General features: G+C 71.6%; 14 protein-coding genes, 1 tRNA gene and 1 pseudogene. 4 read left to right on the forward strand and 12 right to left on the reverse strand.

Going from position 1 to position 21,119, the window contains the following annotated elements:
* Positions 1-13 precede the first annotated feature (13 nt).
* The 10 genes from prfA to E6R60_RS24390 all read right to left on the reverse strand — a co-directional run bounded on the left by prfA (position 14) and on the right by E6R60_RS24390 (position 12,430).
* Entirely contained in the window at positions 14-1,090 is a 1,077-nt protein-coding gene (prfA, locus tag E6R60_RS24345) for a peptide chain release factor 1 (RefSeq protein ID WP_136328764.1), read from the reverse strand.
* 151 nt (positions 1,091-1,241) lie between these two features.
* Positions 1,242-1,466, reverse strand: a complete 225-nt coding sequence (gene rpmE / locus E6R60_RS24350; protein WP_136328765.1) for a 50S ribosomal protein L31 — start codon at positions 1,464-1,466, stop codon at positions 1,242-1,244.
* A gap of 154 nt (positions 1,467-1,620) precedes the next feature.
* Positions 1,621-2,721, reverse strand: coding sequence for an LCP family protein (locus tag E6R60_RS24355; RefSeq protein ID WP_136328766.1), 1,101 nt, complete (start codon positions 2,719-2,721; stop codon positions 1,621-1,623).
* A 337-nt stretch (positions 2,722-3,058) separates the two neighbouring features.
* Entirely contained in the window at positions 3,059-5,122 is a 2,064-nt protein-coding gene (rho, locus tag E6R60_RS24360) for a transcription termination factor Rho (protein WP_136328767.1), read from the reverse strand.
* Positions 5,123-5,535: 413 nt separating this feature from the next.
* Positions 5,536-6,453, reverse strand: a complete 918-nt coding sequence (gene thrB, locus E6R60_RS24365; protein ID WP_136328768.1) for a homoserine kinase — start codon at positions 6,451-6,453, stop codon at positions 5,536-5,538.
* Between the two features lie 458 nt (positions 6,454-6,911).
* Positions 6,912-7,982 carry a threonine synthase gene (thrC, locus tag E6R60_RS24370; protein ID WP_136328769.1) on the reverse strand — a complete coding sequence of 357 codons (1,071 nt, stop codon included), beginning with the start codon at positions 7,980-7,982 and terminating at the stop codon, positions 6,912-6,914.
* Positions 7,983-7,988: 6 nt separating this feature from the next.
* Complete coding sequence (locus tag E6R60_RS24375) at positions 7,989-9,320, reverse strand: homoserine dehydrogenase (RefSeq protein WP_206309501.1); 1,332 nt, start codon at positions 9,318-9,320, stop codon at positions 7,989-7,991.
* A gap of 125 nt (positions 9,321-9,445) precedes the next feature.
* Positions 9,446-10,837, reverse strand: a complete 1,392-nt coding sequence (gene lysA, locus E6R60_RS24380) for a diaminopimelate decarboxylase (protein WP_136328770.1) — start codon at positions 10,835-10,837, stop codon at positions 9,446-9,448.
* Positions 10,838-10,863: 26 nt separating this feature from the next.
* Positions 10,864-11,940, reverse strand: a complete 1,077-nt coding sequence (gene nrtL / locus E6R60_RS24385) for an ArgS-related anticodon-binding protein NrtL (protein WP_136328771.1) — start codon at positions 11,938-11,940, stop codon at positions 10,864-10,866.
* A 55-nt stretch (positions 11,941-11,995) separates the two neighbouring features.
* Entirely contained in the window at positions 11,996-12,430 is a 435-nt protein-coding gene (locus E6R60_RS24390; RefSeq protein WP_240802661.1) for a response regulator, read from the reverse strand.
* Between the two features lie 204 nt (positions 12,431-12,634).
* Between E6R60_RS24390 and E6R60_RS24395 the strand changes: the two genes are divergently transcribed.
* A tRNA-Arg gene (locus tag E6R60_RS24395) sits at positions 12,635-12,706 on the forward strand.
* A 143-nt stretch (positions 12,707-12,849) separates the two neighbouring features.
* On the opposite strand, the pseudogene glyA reads toward E6R60_RS24395, so the two are convergent.
* Positions 12,850-14,156, reverse strand: a pseudogene (gene glyA, locus E6R60_RS24400) (serine hydroxymethyltransferase).
* A gap of 455 nt (positions 14,157-14,611) precedes the next feature.
* Here glyA and E6R60_RS24405 point away from each other — a divergent pair.
* Together E6R60_RS24405 and E6R60_RS24410 are read left to right on the forward strand one after the other, a co-directional pair.
* A complete protein-coding gene (locus E6R60_RS24405; RefSeq protein ID WP_240802666.1) occupies positions 14,612-16,126 on the forward strand; it encodes a hypothetical protein in 1,515 nt (504 codons plus the stop codon).
* 777 nt (positions 16,127-16,903) lie between these two features.
* Positions 16,904-18,814 carry a S53 family peptidase gene (locus E6R60_RS24410; protein ID WP_136328832.1) on the forward strand — a complete coding sequence of 637 codons (1,911 nt, stop codon included), beginning with the start codon at positions 16,904-16,906 and terminating at the stop codon, positions 18,812-18,814.
* Positions 18,815-18,885: 71 nt separating this feature from the next.
* Here the strand turns inward: E6R60_RS24410 and E6R60_RS24415 are convergent, their stop codons facing one another.
* Entirely contained in the window at positions 18,886-20,055 is a 1,170-nt protein-coding gene (locus E6R60_RS24415) for a Ku protein (RefSeq protein WP_136328773.1), read from the reverse strand.
* A gap of 60 nt (positions 20,056-20,115) precedes the next feature.
* Here E6R60_RS24415 and ligD point away from each other — a divergent pair, with 60 nt between their 5' ends.
* Positions 20,116-21,012: a non-homologous end-joining DNA ligase gene (ligD, locus tag E6R60_RS24420; RefSeq protein WP_136328774.1), complete on the forward strand. Its 897-nt coding sequence runs from the start codon at positions 20,116-20,118 to the stop codon at positions 21,010-21,012.
* The last annotated feature ends 107 nt before the right edge of the window (positions 21,013-21,119 follow it).

The raw sequence follows: 21,119 nt of genomic DNA on the forward strand, positions 1-21,119 counted from the left end.
GGGGCGGTGGCTCTTATGCGGCGGCGAGCTTGGCCGCCGAGTCGGCGTCGACACAGGCCTGGATCACCGCGTCCAGGTCCCCGTCGAGCACCTGGTCCAAGTTGTACGCCTTGAAGCCGACGCGGTGGTCCGAGATCCGGTTTTCCGGGTAGTTGTACGTACGGATCTTCTCGGACCGGTCGACCGTCCGCACCTGGCTGCGGCGCACGTCCGACGCTTCCTGTTCGGCGGCCTCCTGGGCGGCGGCGAGGAGCCGTGAACGCAGGATACGCATGGCCTGCTCCTTGTTCTGGAGCTGGCTCTTCTCGTTCTGGCAGGAGGCGACGACACCGGTGGGCAGGTGCGTGATGCGGACCGCGGAGTCGGTGGTGTTGACGGACTGTCCGCCGGGGCCCGAGGAGCGGTACACGTCGATACGGAGATCGTTGGCGTGGATCTCGACGTCGACCTCCTCGGCCTCGGGCGTGACGAGCACACCGGCGGCGGAGGTGTGGATGCGGCCCTGGGACTCGGTGGAGGGCACGCGCTGCACGCGGTGCACGCCGCCCTCGTACTTCATGCGGGCCCAGACGCCCTGGCCGGGCTCGGTGGCCCCGTTGCCGCCCTTGGTCTTCACGGCGACCTGGACGTCCTTGTAGCCGCCCAGCTCGGACTCGGTGGAGTCGATGATCTCGGTCTTCCAGCCGACGCGCTCGGCGTAGCGCAGGTACATGCGCAGCAGGTCACCGGCGAACAGGGCGGACTCGTCGCCGCCGGCGCCCGCCTTGATCTCCAGGAGCACGTCCTTGTCGTCGCTGGGGTCGCGGGGAACGAGCAGGAGGCGGAGCTTCTCGGTGAGCTCCTCGCGCTCCTTCTCCAGTTCCTTGACCTCGGCGGCGAAGTCCGGGTCGTCGGCGGCGAACTCGCGGGCGGTCTCGATGTCGTCGCCGGTCTGCTTCCAGGAGCGGTAGGTCGCGACGATCGGAGTCAGCTCGGCGTAGCGCTTGTTGAGCTTGCGCGCGTTCGCCTGGTCGGCGTGGACCGACGGATCCGCGAGCTTCTTCTCGAGATCGGACTGTTCGCCGATCAGTTCCTCGACCGCCTCGAACATCTACGGGCTCCTGGTTTCTTCGCTCATCGTGCCTGCCGGCCGGCGGGTGCCTGCCGGGCGGGATACGGGGTTCGCCGTCGTCCCGGCCGGAAAAAAACGCCGGTCCCGGCGCCCCCGGGAAGAGGGCGCCAAGGACCGGCGCAGTGGCTCGCTACTTGCTGGCGGAGCCGGCGGCCTTGCCGAAGCGGGCCTCGAAGCGGGCCACGCGGCCACCGGTGTCGAGGATCTTCTGCTTGCCCGTGTAGAACGGGTGGCACTCGGAGCAGACGTCGGCACGGATGGCGCCGCTGTCCAGGGTGGACCGGGTGGTGAACGACGCGCCACAGGTGCAGCTGACCTGCGTCTCGACGTACTGGGGGTGAATGTCGCGCTTCAAGGGTTTCTCCTAGGTTCGGGAGGGCGCCGGGTCGTACGCGCGGATTGCGCGTCCGTGAACCGGGGCCGACGTACCAGTCTGCCAGGACTGGCCGTATCTCCCAAAACGAGGGTCGGCCGCCCGCTATTCCCGGTGCCGGTCGCGCGTCGGGTCGTCACTGCACGATCTGTCCGGCGGCGCCCTTGTCGCCCGCCGACTTCTCGGTGGCGGAGGCGGGGATCGGCCGGTCGTCGAGGAGCGCCTTCCACACCTGTCGGCCGGCCTCCTCCTGCGGGACGACCCGGTTGGGGTCGGCCGGGTCGTACTCCACGGGGAGCGTCACCATCTGGACGTCGTCGGAGCCCAGCCCCTTGAGGCCGCTCGCGAACCCGGCGAGCTTCTTGACCGAGCCGAGGTCGGAGTCGGTGGTGATGGCCTTGGTGGCGGTGTCGGCGATGCCGTACAGCTTGGTGCCGCCCAGGACGCCCACGCTCTTGGCCTGCTTCATCAGGGCCTTGATGAAGGACTGCTGGAGCTGGATGCGGCCGAGGTCGCTGCCGTCGCCGACGCTCTTGCGGGTGCGGACGAGGCCGAGCGACTGTTCACCGTCGAGGGTGTGGGTGCCGGGTTCGAGGTTCAGATGGCTCTTGGAGTCGTTGATCGCCTGCTTGGTGGTGATCTCGACCCCGCCGAGCTTGTCGATCAGATGCTTGAAGCCGGTGAAGTCGACCTCGATGTAGTGGTCCATGCGGATCCCGGACATCGACTCGACGGTCTTGACCGCGCAGGCCGGTCCGCCGACCTCGTACGCCGTGTTGAACATCGCGCGCTGCTCGCCGGCGACTGGCTGTCCGCTCTCGTCACCGGTGCATCCGGGCCGGCTCACGAGGGTGTCGCGCGGGATCGAGACGACACTCGCCGTCTTGTGGCCCTTGTTGACGTGCACGACCATCGCGGTGTCCGAGCGGGCGCCGCCCTGGTCCTCGCCGTACGCGGAGTTCGCGCCGGAGCGGGAGTCCGAGCCGAGCACGAGGATGTCCTCGGAGCCGTTGTCGACGTTGTCGGGGCGGTCCTTGCCGAGGGCGTTGTTGATGTCGACGGCCTTGAGGTTGCCGTTGAGGTGGACGTACGCGTAACCGAGCCCGGCCCCGCCCACGACGATCACACCGGCGAGGCTCCACGCGGCGACCACGGTTGCCCTGCGGCGGCGGGACGGCTTCCTCCGGCGTCTGCCGGTGGCCCGTATTCGGCTGTTGCTCCCGCTCTGCTCGCTCATCCGGCTCCCTCGTTCCTCAGCTGCTCCCGGCTGCCCCCAGCAGTGGTGTGCGGGCCTGTGTGCCGCTCGTCGCTCCTCAGTGGTGACGCGGCGGCGACAAGAAGGGTTGCACAGGGCCCTGGGGCCCCCGGGTGGGACGGAGGGCCGTTCCACGAGGTGCGGAGACGGCCGGTGACCCGGCGCTCACCTGCGGTTTCGTGCCCGTTGCAGGCACTATGGCGCGGCTTCCCGGCCGGCCGGCCGTGTGGCGAAGGTCTCGGGCCGGGGCGTACGGCACAGGGCCGCCCCCGGCACCGGAGTGGCGGGGGCGGCCCTGTGTACGGCCGAGCGGCTACGACTAGTCGTTGTTGCCCGGGGCCGGGGTCGTCTTCTGGATCTGGAGCAGGAACTCCGCGTTGGACTGGGTCTTCTTCATCCGGTCCAGGAGGAGCTCGATCGCCTGCTGCTGGTCCAGCGCGTGGAGCACCCGGCGCAGCTTCCAGACAATCGCCAACTCGTCGCTGCCGAGCAGGATTTCTTCCTTACGGGTGCTGGACGCGTCGACGTCCACCGCCGGGAAGATGCGCTTGTCGGAGAGCTTGCGGTCGAGCTTGAGCTCCATGTTGCCGGTGCCCTTGAACTCCTCGAAGATCACCTCGTCCATGCGCGAGCCGGTCTCGACGAGCGCGGTGGCCAGGATGGTCAGCGAACCGCCGTCCTCGATGTTGCGCGCCGCACCGAAGAAGCGCTTCGGCGGGTAGAGCGCGGTCGAGTCGACACCACCGGACAGGATGCGTCCGGAGGCCGGGGCGGCGAGGTTGTACGCACGTCCCAGACGGGTGATCGAGTCCAGCAGGACGACGACGTCGTGACCCAACTCCACGAGACGCTTGGCGCGCTCGATGGCCAGCTCGGCGACGGTCGTGTGGTCCTCGGCGGGACGGTCGAAGGTCGAGGAGATGACCTCGCCCTTCACCGACCGCTGCATGTCGGTGACCTCTTCCGGACGCTCGTCGACCAGGACGACCATCAGGTGGCACTCGGGGCTGTTGACCGTGATCGCGTTGGCGATCGCCTGCAGGATCATGGTCTTACCGGTCTTCGGCGGGGCCACGATCAGGCCTCGCTGGCCCTTGCCGATGGGCGCGACCATGTCGATGATCCGCGTCGTCAGGACGTTGGAGTCGGTCTCCAGACGGAGTCTGTCCTGCGGGTACAGCGGGGTCAGCTTCTGGAACTCGGGCCGGCCCCGGCCGGACTCCATGCCGTTGACCGAGTCGAGGCGGACCAGCGCGTTGAACTTCTCGCGGCGCTCGCCGTCCTTGGGCTGGCGGACGGCACCGGTGACGTGGTCGCCCTTGCGCAGGCCGCTCTTGCGGACCTGGGCGAGGGAGACGTACACGTCGTTCGGGCCCGGCAGGTAGCCGGAGGTCCGGATGAACGCGTAGTTGTCGAGGATGTCCAGGATGCCCGCGACGGGGATCAGGACGTCGTCGTCGGTGACCGGCGGTGCGTCGCTCGCGAAGTCGTCGCGCCCGCGACGGCCGCGGCGGTCGCGGTAGCGGCCCCGGCGGCCACGACGGCCGCCCTCGTCGTCGAAGCCGTCGTCCTGCGGTCCGCCGCCGCCCTGCTGGCCCTGGTTCTGCCCCTGGCCGCCCTGGCCGCCGCCCTGGCCACCCTGGCCGCCGCCCTGACGCCGGCCCTGGCCGCCCTGGCCGCCGCCCTGCTCGTCGCCCTTGCCGCGACGGTCGCGCTGGCGCTCGCGGCGCTCGCCGCGTTCGCCCCGCTCACCGCGCTGGCCGCGGTCCTGGCGGTCGCCCCGACGCCCCTCGGCGTTGTCGGCGGCTGCTTCGGCCCTGGACTCGGAACGGTCCTCGGCAGGAGCCTCGTGTTTCGGCTCGTCCTGCACGCGCTCCTTGACCTGCACCTTGGCGTCCGCCTTGGTGTCCGGGCTGCCCGCCTGCGCGGTCGCACGGCGCCGACGACGCTCGCCCGCGGGCTGGTCGTCGCTGGCCGGCTGGCCCGGGATGTCGATCTGCTGCTGGGCCGTGGCCTTCTCGGCGGGTGCGGCGGCCGGGGTCTCGTCCCCGGCGCCGGTGCGCGCCTTGGAGGTGGCCCGGCGCTTCGGCTTGGTCTCCGCCTCTTCGGCGGGGGCCGCGGTGGCCTTGGCCTTGGGGGCGGAGGAGCCGCCGGCCTGGGTCTCCTTGATGACCTCGATCAGCTGGCTCTTGCGCATCCGCGCAGTGCCCTTGATGCCGAGGCCGGACGCGACCTGCTGCAGCTCGGCCAGGACCATGCCGTCAAGGCCGGTGCCGGAGCGGCGGCGCCGTGCGGTGGTGCCAGTGGCAGCACCTTCGGCGGGCGCGGCGCTGTCGACGCTCTTGTCGGCAGTCACGCCCATCAGATCGGTGGTGTCGCTCACGAAGGGTCCTTCCCTGGAGCGGACGTCGGCCTTCTGGCTCGGCGACCGGTTGTGCTGTCCGACTGCGGTCTTCGGTGCGGACCGTGCCGGGGCGGTGGTCCGCCGGATAGGTACGGCGGAGAGATGAAGGTGTGCTGGGGCCCGGCGCGAGCATCCCCCTGCTCGGCCCACTCCTGGACGAGCGAGGGGTGTCGTGCCGGTTCCGGAGCGTGCTCGAAACTGCTCAGGCAGGCTGCTCAGGCAGTTGGGGAGGCTCCCGGAAGAAATGGTGGTCCCGGAAAGGGACACGAAGCAACGCGCCACATAGACGTCGATTGCAGACTTGAGGTTAACACTACCGGCTCCAACAAACATTCCCCCTCTCACTCACCGGCAATCACTTCGCGCCGAGGCGCGAGAGCAATCACTTGGTGCTAAGGCGCGAGCGGCAGGACGCTCGCACCCTGGGCGTCGAGGGCGAGCCTGTTGGCCGCCCATCCTTCGCCCGCCAGCCGTGCGACCTTGTCGGCCGCACCGTCCTCGGCCAGCGCGAGCACGGTGGGCCCGGCGCCGGAGATGACCGCGGGGACCCCGTCCGCGCGCAGCCTGTTCACGAGTTCCACGCTCTGCGGCATCGCCGGAGCGCGGTACTCCTGGTGGAGCCGGTCCTCGGTGGCCGTGAGCAGCAGCTCGGGGCGCCTGGTCAGGGCCTCGACGAGGAGGGCTGCGCGGCCGGCGTTGAAGGCGGCGTCGACGTGCGGGACGGTGCGCGGCAGCAGTCCGCGGGCGGTCTCGGTGAGCACCGGCTTGCCGGGGACGAAGACCACCGGAACGATGGAGTCAGCGGGGTCCATCCTCAGCGCGCGGGCCGATCCGCCGTCCATCCACGCCAGCGTGAACCCGCCGAGCAGGCAGGCCGCGACGTTGTCCGGGTGGCCCTCGATCTCGGTGGCGAGCTCCAGGAGGGCCGCGTCGTCCAGCCGGGCGTCACCGCCGGTCGTCACCGCGCGGGCGGCGACGATGCCGGCGCAGATGGCGGCGGAGGACGAGCCGAGGCCGCGGCCGTGCGGGATGCGGTTGGCGCAGACGATCTCCAGCCCGCGGGGCTGTCCGCCGAGCAGGTCGAAGGCGGTGCGCAGGGACCGTACGAGGAGGTGCTTCTCGTCGCGGGGCAGCGTGTCCGCGCCCTCGCCGGCGATGTCGATGTGCAGCCCGGAGTCGGCGACCCGGACGACGACGTCGTCGTACAGACCCAGCGACAGGCCGAGGGCGTCGAAACCGGGGCCCAGGTTGGCGCTGGTTGCGGGGACGCGCACCCGGACGGCGGCGGCTCGGAAGGCGGGACCGGCCATCGCTCTGACGACTCTCCTTGTGAGGCGGCGGGGAACGGGAGGAGCTGCGGGGTCTTTCGGGGCTCTCGCGGCTCTTCGGGTTCTGCTTCTTCTGTACGGCTCTGCTGGTGGTGCGGTGGTGCGTGACTGCTCGGGGATTCCGGGGACTGGGGGTGTGCGGGGATTCTTCGGGGCGGTGCGGCGGCGGGTGCTGCCCGACCCCGGAGAGGAAGCGGCGGCCGCAACGGCCCGAGCACCCCGGCATATGCGGCGGGGGCGGGTTGGGTACAGCTTATCGAAGGAAGGTTCTGTCGCGACATAGGGCGCACAGGAGGCGCACGATGCGTGTCGCACCCCTTCGGTGCGCTCTCGCCCCCAAAAGGGGCGTTTGAGCCGTCCCTCTGACGAACCGTTGCCGCGGCCGCACCCGGGGCCCGTCGTCCGGACCGGGGGTGCGGCCGCCCTGCGGCGGGGTGGGACTACGCGAGGCCCAGCTTCTCGGCGGCGGCGGCCGCGTCGACCGGGACGGTGACCGGCTGGGGTGCGCCGGCGACGGCCCAGTCCGGGTCCTTGAGCCCGTTGCCCGTGACCGTGCAGACGATCTTCTGGCCGGGGTCGACCTTGCCCTCTTCGGCGGCCTTGAGCAGACCGGCGACGGACGCGGCCGACGCGGGCTCCACGAAGACGCCCTCCTGAGAGGCCAACAGGCGGTAAGCGGCGAGGATCTGCCGGTCCGTCACCTCGTCGATGAAGCCGCCCGACTCGTCCCGCGCGGCCAGCGCGTACTGCCAGGAGGCCGGGTTGCCGATCCGGATCGCGGTGGCGATGGTCGACGGGTCCTTGACGATCTCGCCGCGCACGATGGGCGCGGACCCGGAGGCCTGGAAGCCCCACATCCGCGGCTTGTGCGTGGAGAGGCCGTCCCCCGCGTACTCGGTGTATCCCTTCCAGTACGCGGTGATGTTGCCCGCGTTGCCGACCGGGAGGACGTGGATGTCCGGGGCGTCGCCGAGCGCGTCGACGATCTCGAAGGCCGCGGTCTTCTGCCCCTCGATGCGCACCGGGTTGACCGAATTGACCAGCGCCACCGGGTAGTTGTCCGAGAGCGAGCGGGCCAGCGTCAGACAGTCGTCGAAGTTGCCGTCGACCTGGAGGATCTTGGCGCCGTGGATGAGCGCCTGGCCCATCTTGCCGAGTGCGATCTTGCCCTGCGGCACGAGGACGGCGCAGACCATTCCGGCCCGTACCGCGTACGCGGCGGCGGAGGCGGAGGTGTTGCCGGTGGAGGCGCAGATGACGGCCTGCGCACCTTCCTCCTTGGCCCGGGTGATGGCCATGGTCATGCCGCGGTCCTTGAAGGAACCGGTGGGGTTGGCGCCCTCGACCTTGAGGTGCACCTCGCAGCCCGTGCGCTCGGAGAGGACCTGAGCGGGAACGAGCGGCGTGCCGCCCTCACGGAGCGTGACGACAGGCGTCGCGCTCGTGACCGGCAGACGGTCCCGGTACTCCTCGATGATGCCGCGCCACTGGTGGGTGCCCTTGGTGGTCATGGGTCCTTACTCCCCTTCAACACGCATGATGCTGGCGACACCGCGCACGGTGTCGAGCTTGCGCAGCGCCTCGACGGTCCCGGAAAGGGCGGCGTCGGGCGCGCGGTGGGTGACGACGACGAGCGAAGCCTCGCCGCCGTCCTGCTCGATGCCGGCTTCGTCGCCGCCGCTCGAGTTCCGGCTCTGCTGGCGGACCGTATCGATCGATACGCCCTGTTCGGCGAAGACCGTCGCGACCTGGGCGAGAACGCCAGGCTTGTCGGCCACGTCGAGGCTGATGTGGTACCGCGTGACGACGTCGCCCATGGGGCTCACCGGCAGACGCGTGTACGCGGACTCCCCGGGCCCGGGGGCCTCGTTGAGCTTGTTGCGGCAGACCGCGACGAGGTCGCCGAGGACCGCGGAGGCGGTCGGGGCGCCACCGGCGCCGGGGCCGTAGAACATCAGCTGCCCGGCGGCCTCGGCCTCGACGAACACCGCGTTGTACGCCTCGCGGACGGAGGCCAGCGGGTGGCTGAGGGGGATCATCGCGGGGTGCACGCGGGCGGTGACGGACCGGCCGTCGGCGGCGCGCTCGCAGATGGCGAGGAGTTTGACGGTGCAGCCCATGCGGCGGGCCGAGGCGATGTCGGCGGCGGTGACCTCGGTGATGCCCTCGCGGTGCACGTCGCCGATCCTCACCCGGGTGTGGAACGCGATTCCGGCGAGGATCGCGGCCTTCGCCGCGGCGTCGAAGCCCTCGACGTCGGCGGTCGGGTCGGCCTCGGCGTACCCGAGGGCGGTGGCCTCGTCGAGCGCCTCGGAGTAGCCGGCGCCGCTCGTGTCCATCTTGTCGAGGATGAAGTTAGTGGTGCCGTTGACGATGCCGAGGACCCGGTTGACCTTGTCGCCGGCGAGGGACTCGCGCAGCGGCCGTACGAGCGGGATGGCGCCGGCCACGGCGGCCTCGTAGTAGAGGTCCCGGCCGTGCCGCTCGGCGGCGGCGTGCAGGGCGGCGCCGTCCTCGGCGAGCAGCGCCTTGTTGGCGGAGACGACGCTCGCGCCGTGCTCGAAGGCGGTGGTGATGAGGGTGCGGGCGGGCTCGATGCCCCCGATCACCTCGATGACCACATCGATGTCGCCCCGTTTGACCAGGGCGGTCGCGTCCGTGGTGATCAGCGCGGGGTCGATGCCCGCACGGACCTTGGAGGGCCGGCGCACGGCGACGCCGGCGAGCTCCACCGGTGCGCCGATGCGCGCGGCGAGGTCGTCGGCGTGCGTCGTCATGATGCGGGCCACCTCTGAGCCGACGACTCCACAGCCCAGCAGCGCCACCTTCAGCGGACGCGTACGCATCATCCGACCTCGTTTCCTTTACATCTGATGTGTGAACCAGTCTCACTCACCGGACGGGGGTTTCCGCCACCCGTCCGGATCCTGAGATGTTTGGTGGGATCCCGGGGTCTCCCCCGGGAAATAAGGCATCACCCGACGTCGAGACGCAGAAGATCTTCCTCCGTTTCGCGCCGGACGATGACGCGCGCCTGCCCGTCGCGCACCGCGACGACGGGCGGGCGCAGGGCGTGGTTGTAGTTGCTCGCCATGGAACGGCAGTACGCGCCGGTGGCGGGTACCGCGATCAGGTCGCCGGGGGCCAGGTCCGACGGCAGGAACGCGTCCTTGACCACGATGTCGCCGCTCTCGCAGTGCTTGCCGACGACCCGGACGAGCATGGGCTCGGCGTCCGAGGTCCGCGAGACGAGCGAGACGCTGTACTCGGCGTCGTACAGCGCGGTGCGGATGTTGTCGGACATGCCGCCGTCGACGCTGACGTAGGTGCGCAGCCCCTCCAGGGGCTTGATGGTGCCGACCTCGTACAGCGTGAAGGCCGTGGGTCCGACGATGGCGCGGCCGGGCTCGACGGAGATCCGGGGGGTGGCGAGGCCGGCGGCCTCGCACTCGCGGGTCACGATGTCGCCGAGCGCCTTGGCGATCTCGTGCGGCTCGCGCGGGTCGTCCTCGGAGGTGTACGCGATGCCGAGGCCGCCGCCGAGGTCGATCTCGGGCAGTTCCACGCCGTGCTCGTCGCGCACCTCGGCGAGCAGCTGGACCACGCGCCGGGCGGAGACCTCGAAGCCGGCCATGTCGAAGATCTGCGAGCCGATGTGGGAGTGGATGCCGATGAGTTCGAGCCCGTCGAGGGTGAGGGCGCGCCGGACGGCCTCGGCGGCCTGCCCGCCGGCCAGCGCGATGCCGAACTTCTGGTCCTCGTGCGCGGTGGCGATGAACTCGTGGGTGTGCGCCTCGACGCCGACGGTCACCCGGATCTGTACGCGCTGGCGCTTGCCGAGGCGCTGCGCGATGTGGGCGACGCGGACGATCTCCTGGAAGGAGTCGAGGACGATCCTGCCGACGCCGGCCGCGACGGCCCGCTCGATCTCGTCGACCGACTTGTTGTTCCCGTGGAAGGCGATGCGCTCGGCGGGCATTCCCGCGTCCAGCGCGGTGGTCAGCTCGCCGCCGGAGCAGACGTCGAGGTTGAGGCCCTCCTCCTTGAGCCAGCGGACGACCGCGCGGGAGAGGAAGGCCTTGCCGGCGTAGAAGACGTCGGCGCCGGGTCCGAAGGCGTCGGACCAGGCGCGGCAGCGGGCCCGGAAGTCGGACTCGTCGAGGAAGTACGCCGGGGTGCCGAACTCCTCGGCCAGCTTGGCTACTTCGAGCCCTCCGACGGTCAGGGCGCCGTGTTCGTCGCGGGCGACGGTACGGGCCCACACCTTCTCGTCGAGGACGTTGAGGTCCTCGGCGGGGGCGGTGTAGTGGCCCTCGGTCATGACGTCGGCGTGACGGGGCCCGGCGGGGTGTGCGGATCGGCTCATGGTGGTGCTCTGCTCTCTCGGGTCTCTCAGAGGTATAGGGGTGCGCTGATACCGAGCAGGGACAGGCCGCCGGCCAGCACCGTCCCGGCGGCCTCGGCGAGGGCGAGCCGGGAGCGGTGGGCGGCCGAGGGTTTCTCGTCCCCGACGGGAAGCGGTGAGGCGGCGTCGTGGAAGTCGAAGAACGCCTGCGCGACCGCTTCGAGGTGCCGGGCGAGCCGGTCGGGGGCGCGGTGGCGCGCGGCGGCGAGGAGCACGGCGGGATGGTCGGCGAGGAGGGTGAGGAGGGCCCGCGTCCGGGGCGCCGGGGTGGGGCCGGCGGGCTCCTCGCCGGGGGCGCTCGTGATGCCGAGGAGGGTCGCGCCGCGGGTCAGCGCATGGGTGCGGGCGTGCGCGTAACGGACCAGGAACAGCGGGTTGGCCTCGCCCTGGACGAGCAGCTCGCCGCCGAGCGGGGCCCGGTCGTGACCGGCGGGCCGCAGCAGCCCCCAGCGGGACGCGTCGGGCCCGAGCCGGTCGAGCAGCTCCCCGGCGGTGGCGCCCGCGGGCACCGGCCGGATCTCCGTCACGGGGGCGGTCGGCCGTCCCGGGGCGTCGGCGGGAATGCCCAGCCGCGCCCACTCCGGGTCGGCCGCCCCGTCGCACAGGACGTCCACGTGCGCGCCCTGGGCCCGGGCGAGCGCGCCGACGGTGTGAGCGGTGACCGCGGCCCGGACCTCGGGTGCGTGGCGGAGCGCGGTCGCTTCCCCGGCGAGGGCGTCCCCGTGCCCGTACCGCAGGCCCTGTTCGCGCACCCGGTGCAGGAGCCCGCGTACGTCGGCGGATGCGTCGAGCGTGAAGTTCAGGAACCCGGGCCCGGTGATCTCGACACGCCCGATGCCGGGCGCCCCGGCCATCCGCTCCCGCAGGATCTCGGCGACCTCGCGCGCGGTCAGGGCGGCGGGCCCGGCCAGCTGGAGGGCGACGGCGCTGGCGTAGTCGCCGCGTCCGCCGGGCCGCGTCCTCTCCACTCGCACGCGCGCGGGCACGGGCGCGCGCAAGGCGTTCTCGTCGACCGCGCGGCGCACTGCGCGCAGCACGGTCAGGGAGAGATCGGCGGGGGTCACGGGACAAGCGTAGGGGAGGGAGGGGGGCCTTTCGCGAACGCGTTTCGCCATCCGGTCAGCCGGCGGCACTCTCCGCCCGGCCGGCTCCCCGTCTGCCGTCGAGCACGGGCGGGCGCCCGCGCTCCGTCAACTCCCGTACGACCCGCACGAGCTCGCTCGGCTCGAAGGGCTTGGCGAGGAACGCGTCGACCCCTGCGGCCACGCCGTTGTCCACCTCGTACGGCGTGCAGGCGCTGACGATCGCCACGGGCAGATGCCGGGTGCGCGGATCGGAGCGCAGTCTGGTGGCCGTCTGCAGACCGTCCATCCGGGGCATCACGACATCGAGGGTGATCACGTCCGGGCTGACCCGATGGACCAGATCCAGACACTCGACACCATCGGCCGCGGTCACGACCTCGAAGCCCTCCAGCTCGAGATTGACCCTGATCAACTGCCGGATGACCTTGTTGTCGTCGACAACAAGCACGCGGCCGGACGCCCCAGACACCCTTCGAGAGTAGGCGCGGCGGAGTGGCTGCGTCCGGGTTTTGCCCACTTCCGTCCCCGGGGCGGGTGGCGGCAGGGTGGCCGGATGTGTGTACGAGCGGCAGGGGCGGGCCCGCGGCGCCCGGCGGAGCGTGGAAATACCTGTTCACGGGCACCCGGCGGAAGCTGGTAGTGTTTCACCCGTCGCAGAGCAGCACAGCGACACGCCCCCGTAGCTCAGGGGATAGAGCATCGGCCTCCGGAGCCGGGTGCGCAGGTTCGAATCCTGCCGGGGGCACTTCGCAGGAAGTGCCGAAAAGACCCTCTCGCCAGTGGAAACACCAGGCAGAGGGTCTTTTTCTTATGCCGTCCTTGCCGCGCCGGGCCGATCGGGCGGGAGGGGCCGGCACCGGGGCGTCCCGGTGCCGGCCCGCCCGCGGGTCAGGCCACCGGCAGCCCCGGCGCCGGGTAGCCGTCCATCAGCGCCTTCACCTCGGCACGCACCGCGGTGACGGTGGACTCGTCGCCGGTGCGGGCCGCTCCGACCACGCGGTCGATCCAGTTCGCGACCGTGGCCATCTCGGAGGCGGGGATGCCGCGCGAGGTCAGGGCCGGGGTGCCGATGCGGATGCCGGAGGGGTCGAAGGGCTTACGGGGGTCGTACGGGACGGTGTTGTAGTTGACGACGATGCCGGCACGGTCCAGCGCCTTGGCCGCGGTCTTGCCGGGGACGTCCTTGTTCGTGAGGTCGATCAGCAGCAGGTGGTTGTCGGTGCCGCCGGAGACGAGGTCGAAGCCGCGGACCGCCAGCTCCTCCCCCAGGGTCCGGGCGTTGGTGACCACGTCGTGGGCGTAGGTCCGGAAGTCCGGGGTGGCGGCTTCCCGGAGGGCCACGCCGATGGCTGCCGTGGTCTGGTTGTGCGGGCCGCCCTGGAGGCCGGGGAAGACGGCTCGGTCGAGGGCGCGGGCATGCTCGGCGCGGCTCAGCAGCATCGCGCCGCGCGGGCCGCGCAGGGTCTTGTGGGTGGTGGTGGAGACGACGTCGACGTGCGGGGCGGGCGAGGGGTGCGCACCTCCGGCGATCAGGCCGGCGATGTGGGCGACGTCCGCGACCAGGACCGCCCCCACCTCGCGGGCGATCTCGGCGAAGCCGGCGAAGTCGATCTCCCGGGGGACCGCGGTGCCGCCGCAGAAGATCAGCTTCGGGCGCTCGGCGAGGGCCAGGTCGCGGACCTCGTCCAGGTCGACGCGTCCGGTGTCGCGCCGCACCCCGTACTGGACGCCGTTGAACCAGGTGCCGGTGGCCGAGACGCCCCAGCCGTGCGTGAGGTGGCCGCCCATGGGGAGCGACATGCCGAGCACGGTGTCGCCGGGCTTGAGGAAGGCCAGGTACACGGCGAGGTTGGCCGGTGAGCCCGAGTACGGCTGCACTTGGCGTGGTCCATGCCGAAGAGGGTCCTGGCCCGCTCGGCCGTGAGGGTCTCGACCTGGTCGATGATCTGCTGGCCCTCGTAGTACCGCTTGCCGGGGTAGCCCTCGGAGTACTTGTTCTGGAGCACGGTCCCCGAGGCTTCGAGCACGGCTGCCGAGACGTAGTTCTCGCTGGGGATCAGGCGGAGGGTGTCGGCCTGGAGCTGCTCCTCGGCGGCCACCAGGGCGGCCAGCTCCGGATCGGCTGCCGCCAGGGCGGGGTGGCGGGGGTGCGAGGGTACGGATGCGGTCACGGGATCCTCCCGGGTCGGTCGCATTGCTGCGGCGTGGACCCGGATGCCCAGGCGGACGGCTCTCCGGCGATGACGCCCCCGGGCGGGCCCGGGGTGTGCCGCTCCCTCGTGGTCGATTCCACTGAGCACCCCGTGGGGGCGCGCGCCAGTCGCAGCGATGCGTACCTTACCGGGCGCGGCCGTCCGGGCGCCCGCCCGGCGTTGCCGCGAGTGTCAACTTCCGTCCTTGTTTCCACCCCTTCGCGGGCGCATGGGCGGTGATGAACGGGGGCAGATTCACCGGGGAAGACGTGGGCTCGACGGTTGGGGGACCGATGGAGTCGGGGGATCAGGGGACGGCCGGGGACTCTGCGGAACGGCCGGGTGGGGTGCCACCGGTGCCGGGGTACGCGCCGCGGGCAGGAGGGACGCCGGACCAGGCGCCGCCAGGTCCTGTCCCGGCGGTACCACCGTCCGGGCCGGTGCCGCCGGGCGCGGCGGTGCGGGCCTTGGCTGTCGCGTTGCTCAACCTCACCGGTCTCGGCCTTGGATATGTGCTGATGGGCCGGTGGTTGCGGGCCATTCTGTGCGGGGTGGCGACGGGCTGGATGCTGTTCGCGGCGCTGCCCGCCGACCCTGACGGGGTGTCCGGGGGCCTGGTCGCCGGCTATCTGCTGGTGCTGGCCGTCGCCGCCCTCGACGGGGCGTGGACGGCACGGCGGGCGGCGGTGGGCGGATCGTGGCGGCCCGTGGTGGCGGCGTGCGCGGGGCTGGTCCTGCTGGCCGTTCCGGCGGGCGGTGCGGTGTATTACGACTCCGCGCGGGACGAGGCGGTCGAGCAGATGCTGCTCGACCGGCTGGACGAGGGAGACCGGGCGGTGGAGACCGCGTCGGCGAAGTCCTTCGACGCGGGGCGGACGGACTACCGTTCGGCCCTCGCCGTCTACCGCGAGCTCGGTGAGGACCATCCGGGATCACGGGCCGGGAAACTCGTGCCCGGGCGGCTGGACGCGTTCTACAAGGCCATAGCGGCGCCTTACCGGCAGAAGAAGCACTGCGAAGCCATCGAACCGCTGACCTATCTGCGCTCCGTGCCCGATTCGATCGATGCCGCGCTGCTGGGCAAGCTGGCCCGGTATCCCGACGAGCCGCTGGCCGATTCGATGTACGCGTGCGGTGTCTCACAGCTGCGGGACGGGACGGCCGAGCTCAGCGGCGGGGCACTGGGTGAGCTGCTGCGCACCTTCCCGGGGTCACCGCAGGCCGGGAAGGTCGGATCCGCCGTCTCGGAGGAGATCACGGCGCGGACGGACGCGGTGCGCGGAAGCGATCCCTGCGCGGCGACGGAGGATCTCCGCCAACTGCGTTCCTCGGTGGCCGCGTTGCAGGACAAGGACATCTCGGCGCTGGCACTGACCGCGGACGGGGGCATCAGGAACGGGGTGTACGCCTGCGGTCTGGACGAGTTCAAGGACAAGCAGTTCGAAGAGGCCCGCAAGACGCTGACCGGCTTCGCCGACACCTACAGGAAGGACGAACGCAGGGCACGGGCCAAGGACATCGCGATCGCCGCCGAGATAGCCGACACCCGCGCGGCAGCCGGAAAACGGCTGCCTCCCGCGCACGCGCCGGGCGGTTCCCGCATGGAGCTCGTCATCTCCAACGACGCTCCGGACGGGGTCGAGGTCCTGTACACCGGACCGGTCACGGGCCGGGTGGACATCAAGGGGTGCGGCAGTTGCACGCCGTACTCCTGGTCCTTGGGGGCGCTGCGTGCCTGCAAGGCGGCGGGCAAGAGCTATCCGCAGGTGACGCTGCGGCTGCCCGCCGGTGAGTACCACTTCCTGTACAAGCACCGGGTCGGCTCCGGGGGTTCCGGGATCACCGGAGCCGGTGTCAGCAGTTACGCGGACGGTTCGACGATCCAGCCCGGCTACCGGTACACCGGCTGTACCTACGTGACCAGTTCGCCTTCGTTCGGCGGCGGCCTGACGGACACCGTCTCCACCGGCTGACACGGCCCCGGCCTTCCGCGGGCCCTGACGAGCCGTCGCGAGGCTCCCGGGATGCCACCGGCGTGGCCCGGGGGTGCCGCCGGGATGCGGCCAACAGGCCCACCGGCAGGGCGGCATGCCGCGGAGGCAGAGGTCTCGCGGCCCGCCGGGCAGGACCTGCCGGGCCGCCGGGGTCGCTCGGGTGCCAGGGCGCCGGGTCGCCACAGTCGCTCGGGTGCCGGGGCGCCGGGCCGCGCCGAGGGGCCGAGGTCACCGGACCGCCACTCCCCGGGGTCGCTCAGGCCGCCGGGCCGCCGGACCTCCGCACCCCCGGACCGCCTGGCCTCCCGACCTCCGCGCCCCCGGACCGCCTGGCCTCCCGACCTCCGGGCCTCCGAGCCGCCGGGCCTCCGGGCCGCCTGGCCTCGCGCCTCCGGATCGCCGGGGTCGCTCAGGCCGCCGGACCTCCGGGCCGCCAAACCGCCGGGACCTCCGGGCCTCCGGGCCTCGCGCCCCCGGACCGCCTGGCCACCAGGCCTCCAGGCCACCTGGCAAGGGCTCCGGCGTCTCCAAGGCTGTCGGCAAACGTGGTCCGCTCCGGCGATTCCGTACGAACCGGCCGCTGTCCGGCTCCCCTTGGCCGAGTCTTGGGGAACGCATGCCCCCTACATGAGGTGTTCCTCGCCAGAGTGGCGCATTACATGTGCACATCATCCGGCACATGCTCCACACGCGAGACCCACATCGCAGGGGGTTGTTTTGAGAATCAGCCGCGCCCGACGACGCGCCGCGCTGAGCATGGCGGCGACACTGCCGCTGCTCGCCGGTGCGCTCGCCCTCGGGATACCCGACGCCAGCGCGGATTCCGCGCCCGGCGGAAGGGACGCGCTGCAGGGCTCCAAACCGGCCTGGGCCACCGCCTCGGCCGATCAGGGGGCCACGGCCGACAGCGCGAAGGTCAGCGTCCGGGTCCACCTCGCCGGACGGGACGCGAAGGGCCTGGCCGCCTACGCGTCCGCCGTGTCGGACCCGCGGTCGCCCTCGTACGGGAAGTACCTGAGCGCCGCACAGGCGCAGGCCCGGTTCGGGGCCACGCAGGATCAGATCGACCGGGTCAGCAGGTGGCTGGAGTCCAGTGGGCTGACCGTCACCGGAGCCAACCGCCACTACGTCTCGGCGACCGGCGAAGCGGCCCGGGCGGAGAAGGCGTTCAGCACCCGGCTGCGCAACTACCGCAGGGGCGGCCACACCTACCGTGCCCCGTCCTCCACGGCCTCGGTGCCGGCCGCGCTGAGCGAGGCCGTGCTTGCCGTCTCCGGCCTGGACAACGCACCGCACAAGTCGACGCACGACGAGGTGCTGCCGCCGCCGGACTCGGTGTTCCGCAACTCGGGGCCGTTCTCCTCCTCCTTCGGGTCGGCGACCGCTTCCACCCTGCCGAGCGCGTACGGGGCCAAGGTTCCGTACGCGATCAAGGGCTACACGGGCAGGCAGTTGCGTGCCGCGTACGGGGCCGGAGACTTCACCGGCAAGGGGGTGACCGTCGCCATCACCGACGCGTACGCCTCCCCCACCATCGCGAAGGACGCCGCCGAGTACGCGAAGCGCAACGGCGACGCGCCCTACCGGCGCGGGCAGCTCAGCCAGGTGCTGCCGGACGACTACACGAAGACCGAGGAGTGCGGAGCCTCCGGCTGGTACGGCGAGGAGACCCTCGACGTCGAGGCCGTGCACGCGCTCGCGCCGGACGCCGGCATCGTCTACGTGGGCGGCGCGTCCTGCTACGACAACGATCTGCTGGACTCGCTGAACAAGGTCGTCGACTCCCGGCTCGCGGACATCGTCTCCAACTCGTGGGGCGACATCGAGGCCAACCAGACCCCCGACCTGGCGCTCGCCTACGACCAGGTGTTCAAGATGGGCGCGGTCGAGGGCATCGGCTTCTACTTCTCCTCGGGCGACGACGGCGACAACGTCGCGTCCACGGGCACCAAGCAGATCGACGTTCCCTCCAACTCCGCCTGGGTGACCTCGGTCGGCGGCACGTCACTGGCTGTCGGCAAGAACAACACGTACCAGTGGGAGACCGGCTGGGGCACCCTGAACGCTCCGCTGGCGGCGGACGGCACGAGTTGGACGGGCTTCCCCGGCGCGTACACCTCGGGCGCGGGCGGCGGCACCAGCTCCACCGTGAAGCAGCCGTTCTACCAGCGCGGCGTCGTGCCGGACTCGCTGGCGAAGGCGAACGGGAAGACACGGATGCGTACGGCCCCGGACATCGCGGCCGTCGCCGACCCGAACACCGGCTTCCTGGTGGGGCAGACCCAGACGCTGCCGGACGGATCACTGGGCTACGACGAGTACCGCATCGGCGGTACGTCGCTGGCGGCGCCGGTCATCGCCGGTGTCCAGGCCCTGGCGCAGCAGGCGCGGCACGGGTGGCCGATCGGCTTCGCCAACCCGGCGATCTACGCCCGCTACGACACGAAGGCGTACCACGACGTGACGGACCACCCGCTGGGCGCCGACCGTGATCTCGCGGTCGCCCGGGTGGACTTCATCAACGGCTACGACGCGACGGACGGCCTGCGGACCTCGGTGCGCAGCCTGGGCAAGGACGCCTCGCTGGCGGCGGTGAGCGGGTACGACGACGTCACGGGTGTCGGCACGCCGGCCTCCGGCTATGTGAGCTCCTACCGCAGGCGCTGACCCCTCCGCGGGCAGGGGGACGGGGGGCGGGCCGGCCGTCGCGGGGCTACAGCCCCGTGACGGCCGGCCCGTCACGCGGAGGCCCGCTTCCGCGGGGCGCTCTTGGTCCCGCCCTGCTTCTTGGCCGCAGTCGTCTTCCCGGACGCGGCGCTCTTGGACGTGCCGGCCCCGGTCTCGGTCTTCTTCGCGCCCGACCGGCTGCCGGACGCCTTCTTCCTCGCCGGTCCGCTCCCGCCCGCCGTGGACTTCCTGGCTGGTTCGCTCCCGCCCGCCGTGGACTTCTTCGCCCCCGAGGACTTGGGCGAGGAGGCGGACTTCCGGGCGCCGCCGCCGTCCGGTCCGGAGGAGGAGCGCGACACCGACTTGCCCGTGGGGGTCTTGCGGGTGGTGGAGCCCGACGGTTTGCGGTCCGCGAGCGAGGTGACCTTCGCGACCGATTCCCCCTGGTGGTCCCCCTCGTCCTCGCCGCGCGCCTCCTTCGCCGCCCGGACGCTGTTCTCCAGAGCCGCGAGCAGGTCGATGACCTTGCCGCCGGAGTCGCCGGGCTCCGGTGGGCTCAGCGTCTCGCCGGACGCCTTGGCCGCGATGAGTTCCTCGACCGCCTCGCGGTAGTCGTCGTGCAGCGAGTCCAGGTCGACCTCGCCGAGCGTGTTCATCAGGGCGTCCACCAGGTCGAGTTCGGCGTCGCGGACCGAGACGTCGCCCTCCGGGGCGACCCCTTCGGGTGCGCGGATCTCGTCGGGCCAGAGCAGTCCGTGCATCGCGATCACGTCGTCGACGACCCGCAGCATCCCCAGGCGCTCGCGCCCACGCAGCGCGTACTTGGCCAGGGCGACCTTCCGGCTCCGCTTCAGGGCCTCGCGCAGCAGTGTGTACGGCTTGGCGGCCGGCACCCCGTTGGCGGAGAGGTAGTAGGCCGCGTCCATCTGGAGCGGGTCGATGGAATCGGCCGGTACGAAGGCGACGATCTCGATCGTCTTGGCGGTGGGCAGCGGAAGCGAGCCGAGGTCCTCGTCGGTGATCGGGATCATCGAGCCGTCCGCGTCCTCGTACGCCTTGCCGATCTCGCCGGAGGCCACCTCCTCGCCGTCCAGTTCGCACACCTTGCGGTAGCGGATGCGGCCGCCGTCGGCGAGGTGGACCTGGCGGAAGGAGACCGAGTGGTTCTCGGTGGCGTTGATCAGCTTGATCGGAATGCTGACCAGCCCGAAGGAGATGGCACCGTTCCATATGGACCTCACCGGTCACCCCTTGTGTGCGTTCTGTACCTATGAATCCCGTTTTCGTGTGATTCTTATCGTATGACGCCGATCACAGTGGTGGAGGGGCGGCGGGTGTCGCTCAGCAACCTGGACAAGGTGCTGTATCCGGCCACCGGCACCACCAAGGGCGAGGTTCTGCACTACTACGCGGCCACGGCCACCGAGGTGCTGCTGGCGCATCTGCGGGACCGGCCCCTGTCCTTCCTCCGCTATCCGGACGGGCCGGACGGGCAGCAGTTCTTCACGAAGAGCCCGCCGCCCGGTACGCCGTCCTGGGTACACACCGCCCCCGTGCCGCACCACGAGAAGGAGGAGGCCAGGCAGGTCGTCGTGCAGGACCTCCCCTCGCTGATGTGGGCGGCCAATCTGGTGGTGGAGTTCCACACGCCGCAGTGGCGCGCCGGCGCTCCGGGGGTGGCCGACCGGATGGTGTTCGACCTGGACCCGGGGGCGCCCGCCACCGTCGTGGAGTGCTGCGCGGTCGCGCTCTGGCTGCGGGAGCGACTGGCCGCCGACGGACTGGAGGCGTACGGGAAGACGTCCGGGTCCAAGGGCCTGCATCTGCTCGTACCCGTGGAGCCCACCGCCTCCGCGCAGGTGTCGGCCTACGCCAAGCGGCTCGCCGTCCGGGCGGAGAAGGAGCTTCCGGAGCTGGTGGTGCACCGGATGAAGCGGGCCCTGCGGCCGGGCAAGGTGTTCGTCGATTTCAGCCAGAACGCGGCGGCGAAGACCACGGCCACGCCCTACACCCTGCGCGCACGGGCCGAACCGGCCGTCTCCGCTCCGGTCACCTGGGAGGAGATCGAGACCTGCCGCTCGCCCGGGGACCTCGCCTTCCTGGCCGGTGACATGGCGGAGCGGCTCCACCGGTACGGTGATCTGCTCGCGCCGCTCAACGACCCGGGCCAGGGACGGCCGGTTCCCGGCAGTCCGTAGAACCGCGCCGGGGGCAGCCGAGTCGCCGCAGTCCGCAGAACCGCGCCGGGGAGCCGCTTCCGGACACCCGGCAGGGGCCCCTGGCCGGGACATACCGCATCGGTGGC

Origin of the sequence: Streptomyces sp. A0642 (assembly GCF_004795105.1) — a bacterium.
Classification (GTDB): domain Bacteria; phylum Actinomycetota; class Actinomycetes; order Streptomycetales; family Streptomycetaceae; genus Streptomyces.

What these genes read in the sequence shown, in the direction of transcription:
- prfA (WP_136328764.1), bottom strand. Translation starts at nt 1,090, where the DNA reads ATGTTCGAGGCGGTCGAGGAACTGATCGGCGAACAGTCCGATCTCGAG.
- E6R60_RS24355 (WP_136328766.1), bottom strand. Translation starts at nt 2,721, where the DNA reads ATGAGCGAGCAGAGCGGGAGCAACAGCCGAATACGGGCCACCGGCAGA.
- thrB (WP_136328768.1), bottom strand. Translation starts at nt 6,453, where the DNA reads ATGGCCGGTCCCGCCTTCCGAGCCGCCGCCGTCCGGGTGCGCGTCCCC.
- thrC (WP_136328769.1), bottom strand. Translation starts at nt 7,982, where the DNA reads ATGACCACCAAGGGCACCCACCAGTGGCGCGGCATCATCGAGGAGTAC.
- E6R60_RS24375 (WP_206309501.1), bottom strand. Translation starts at nt 9,320, where the DNA reads ATGATGCGTACGCGTCCGCTGAAGGTGGCGCTGCTGGGCTGTGGAGTC.
- lysA (WP_136328770.1), bottom strand. Translation starts at nt 10,837, where the DNA reads ATGAGCCGATCCGCACACCCCGCCGGGCCCCGTCACGCCGACGTCATG.
- E6R60_RS24410 (WP_136328832.1), top strand. Translation starts at nt 16,904, where the DNA reads ATGGCGGCGACACTGCCGCTGCTCGCCGGTGCGCTCGCCCTCGGGATA.
- ligD (WP_136328774.1), top strand. Translation starts at nt 20,116, where the DNA reads ATGACGCCGATCACAGTGGTGGAGGGGCGGCGGGTGTCGCTCAGCAAC.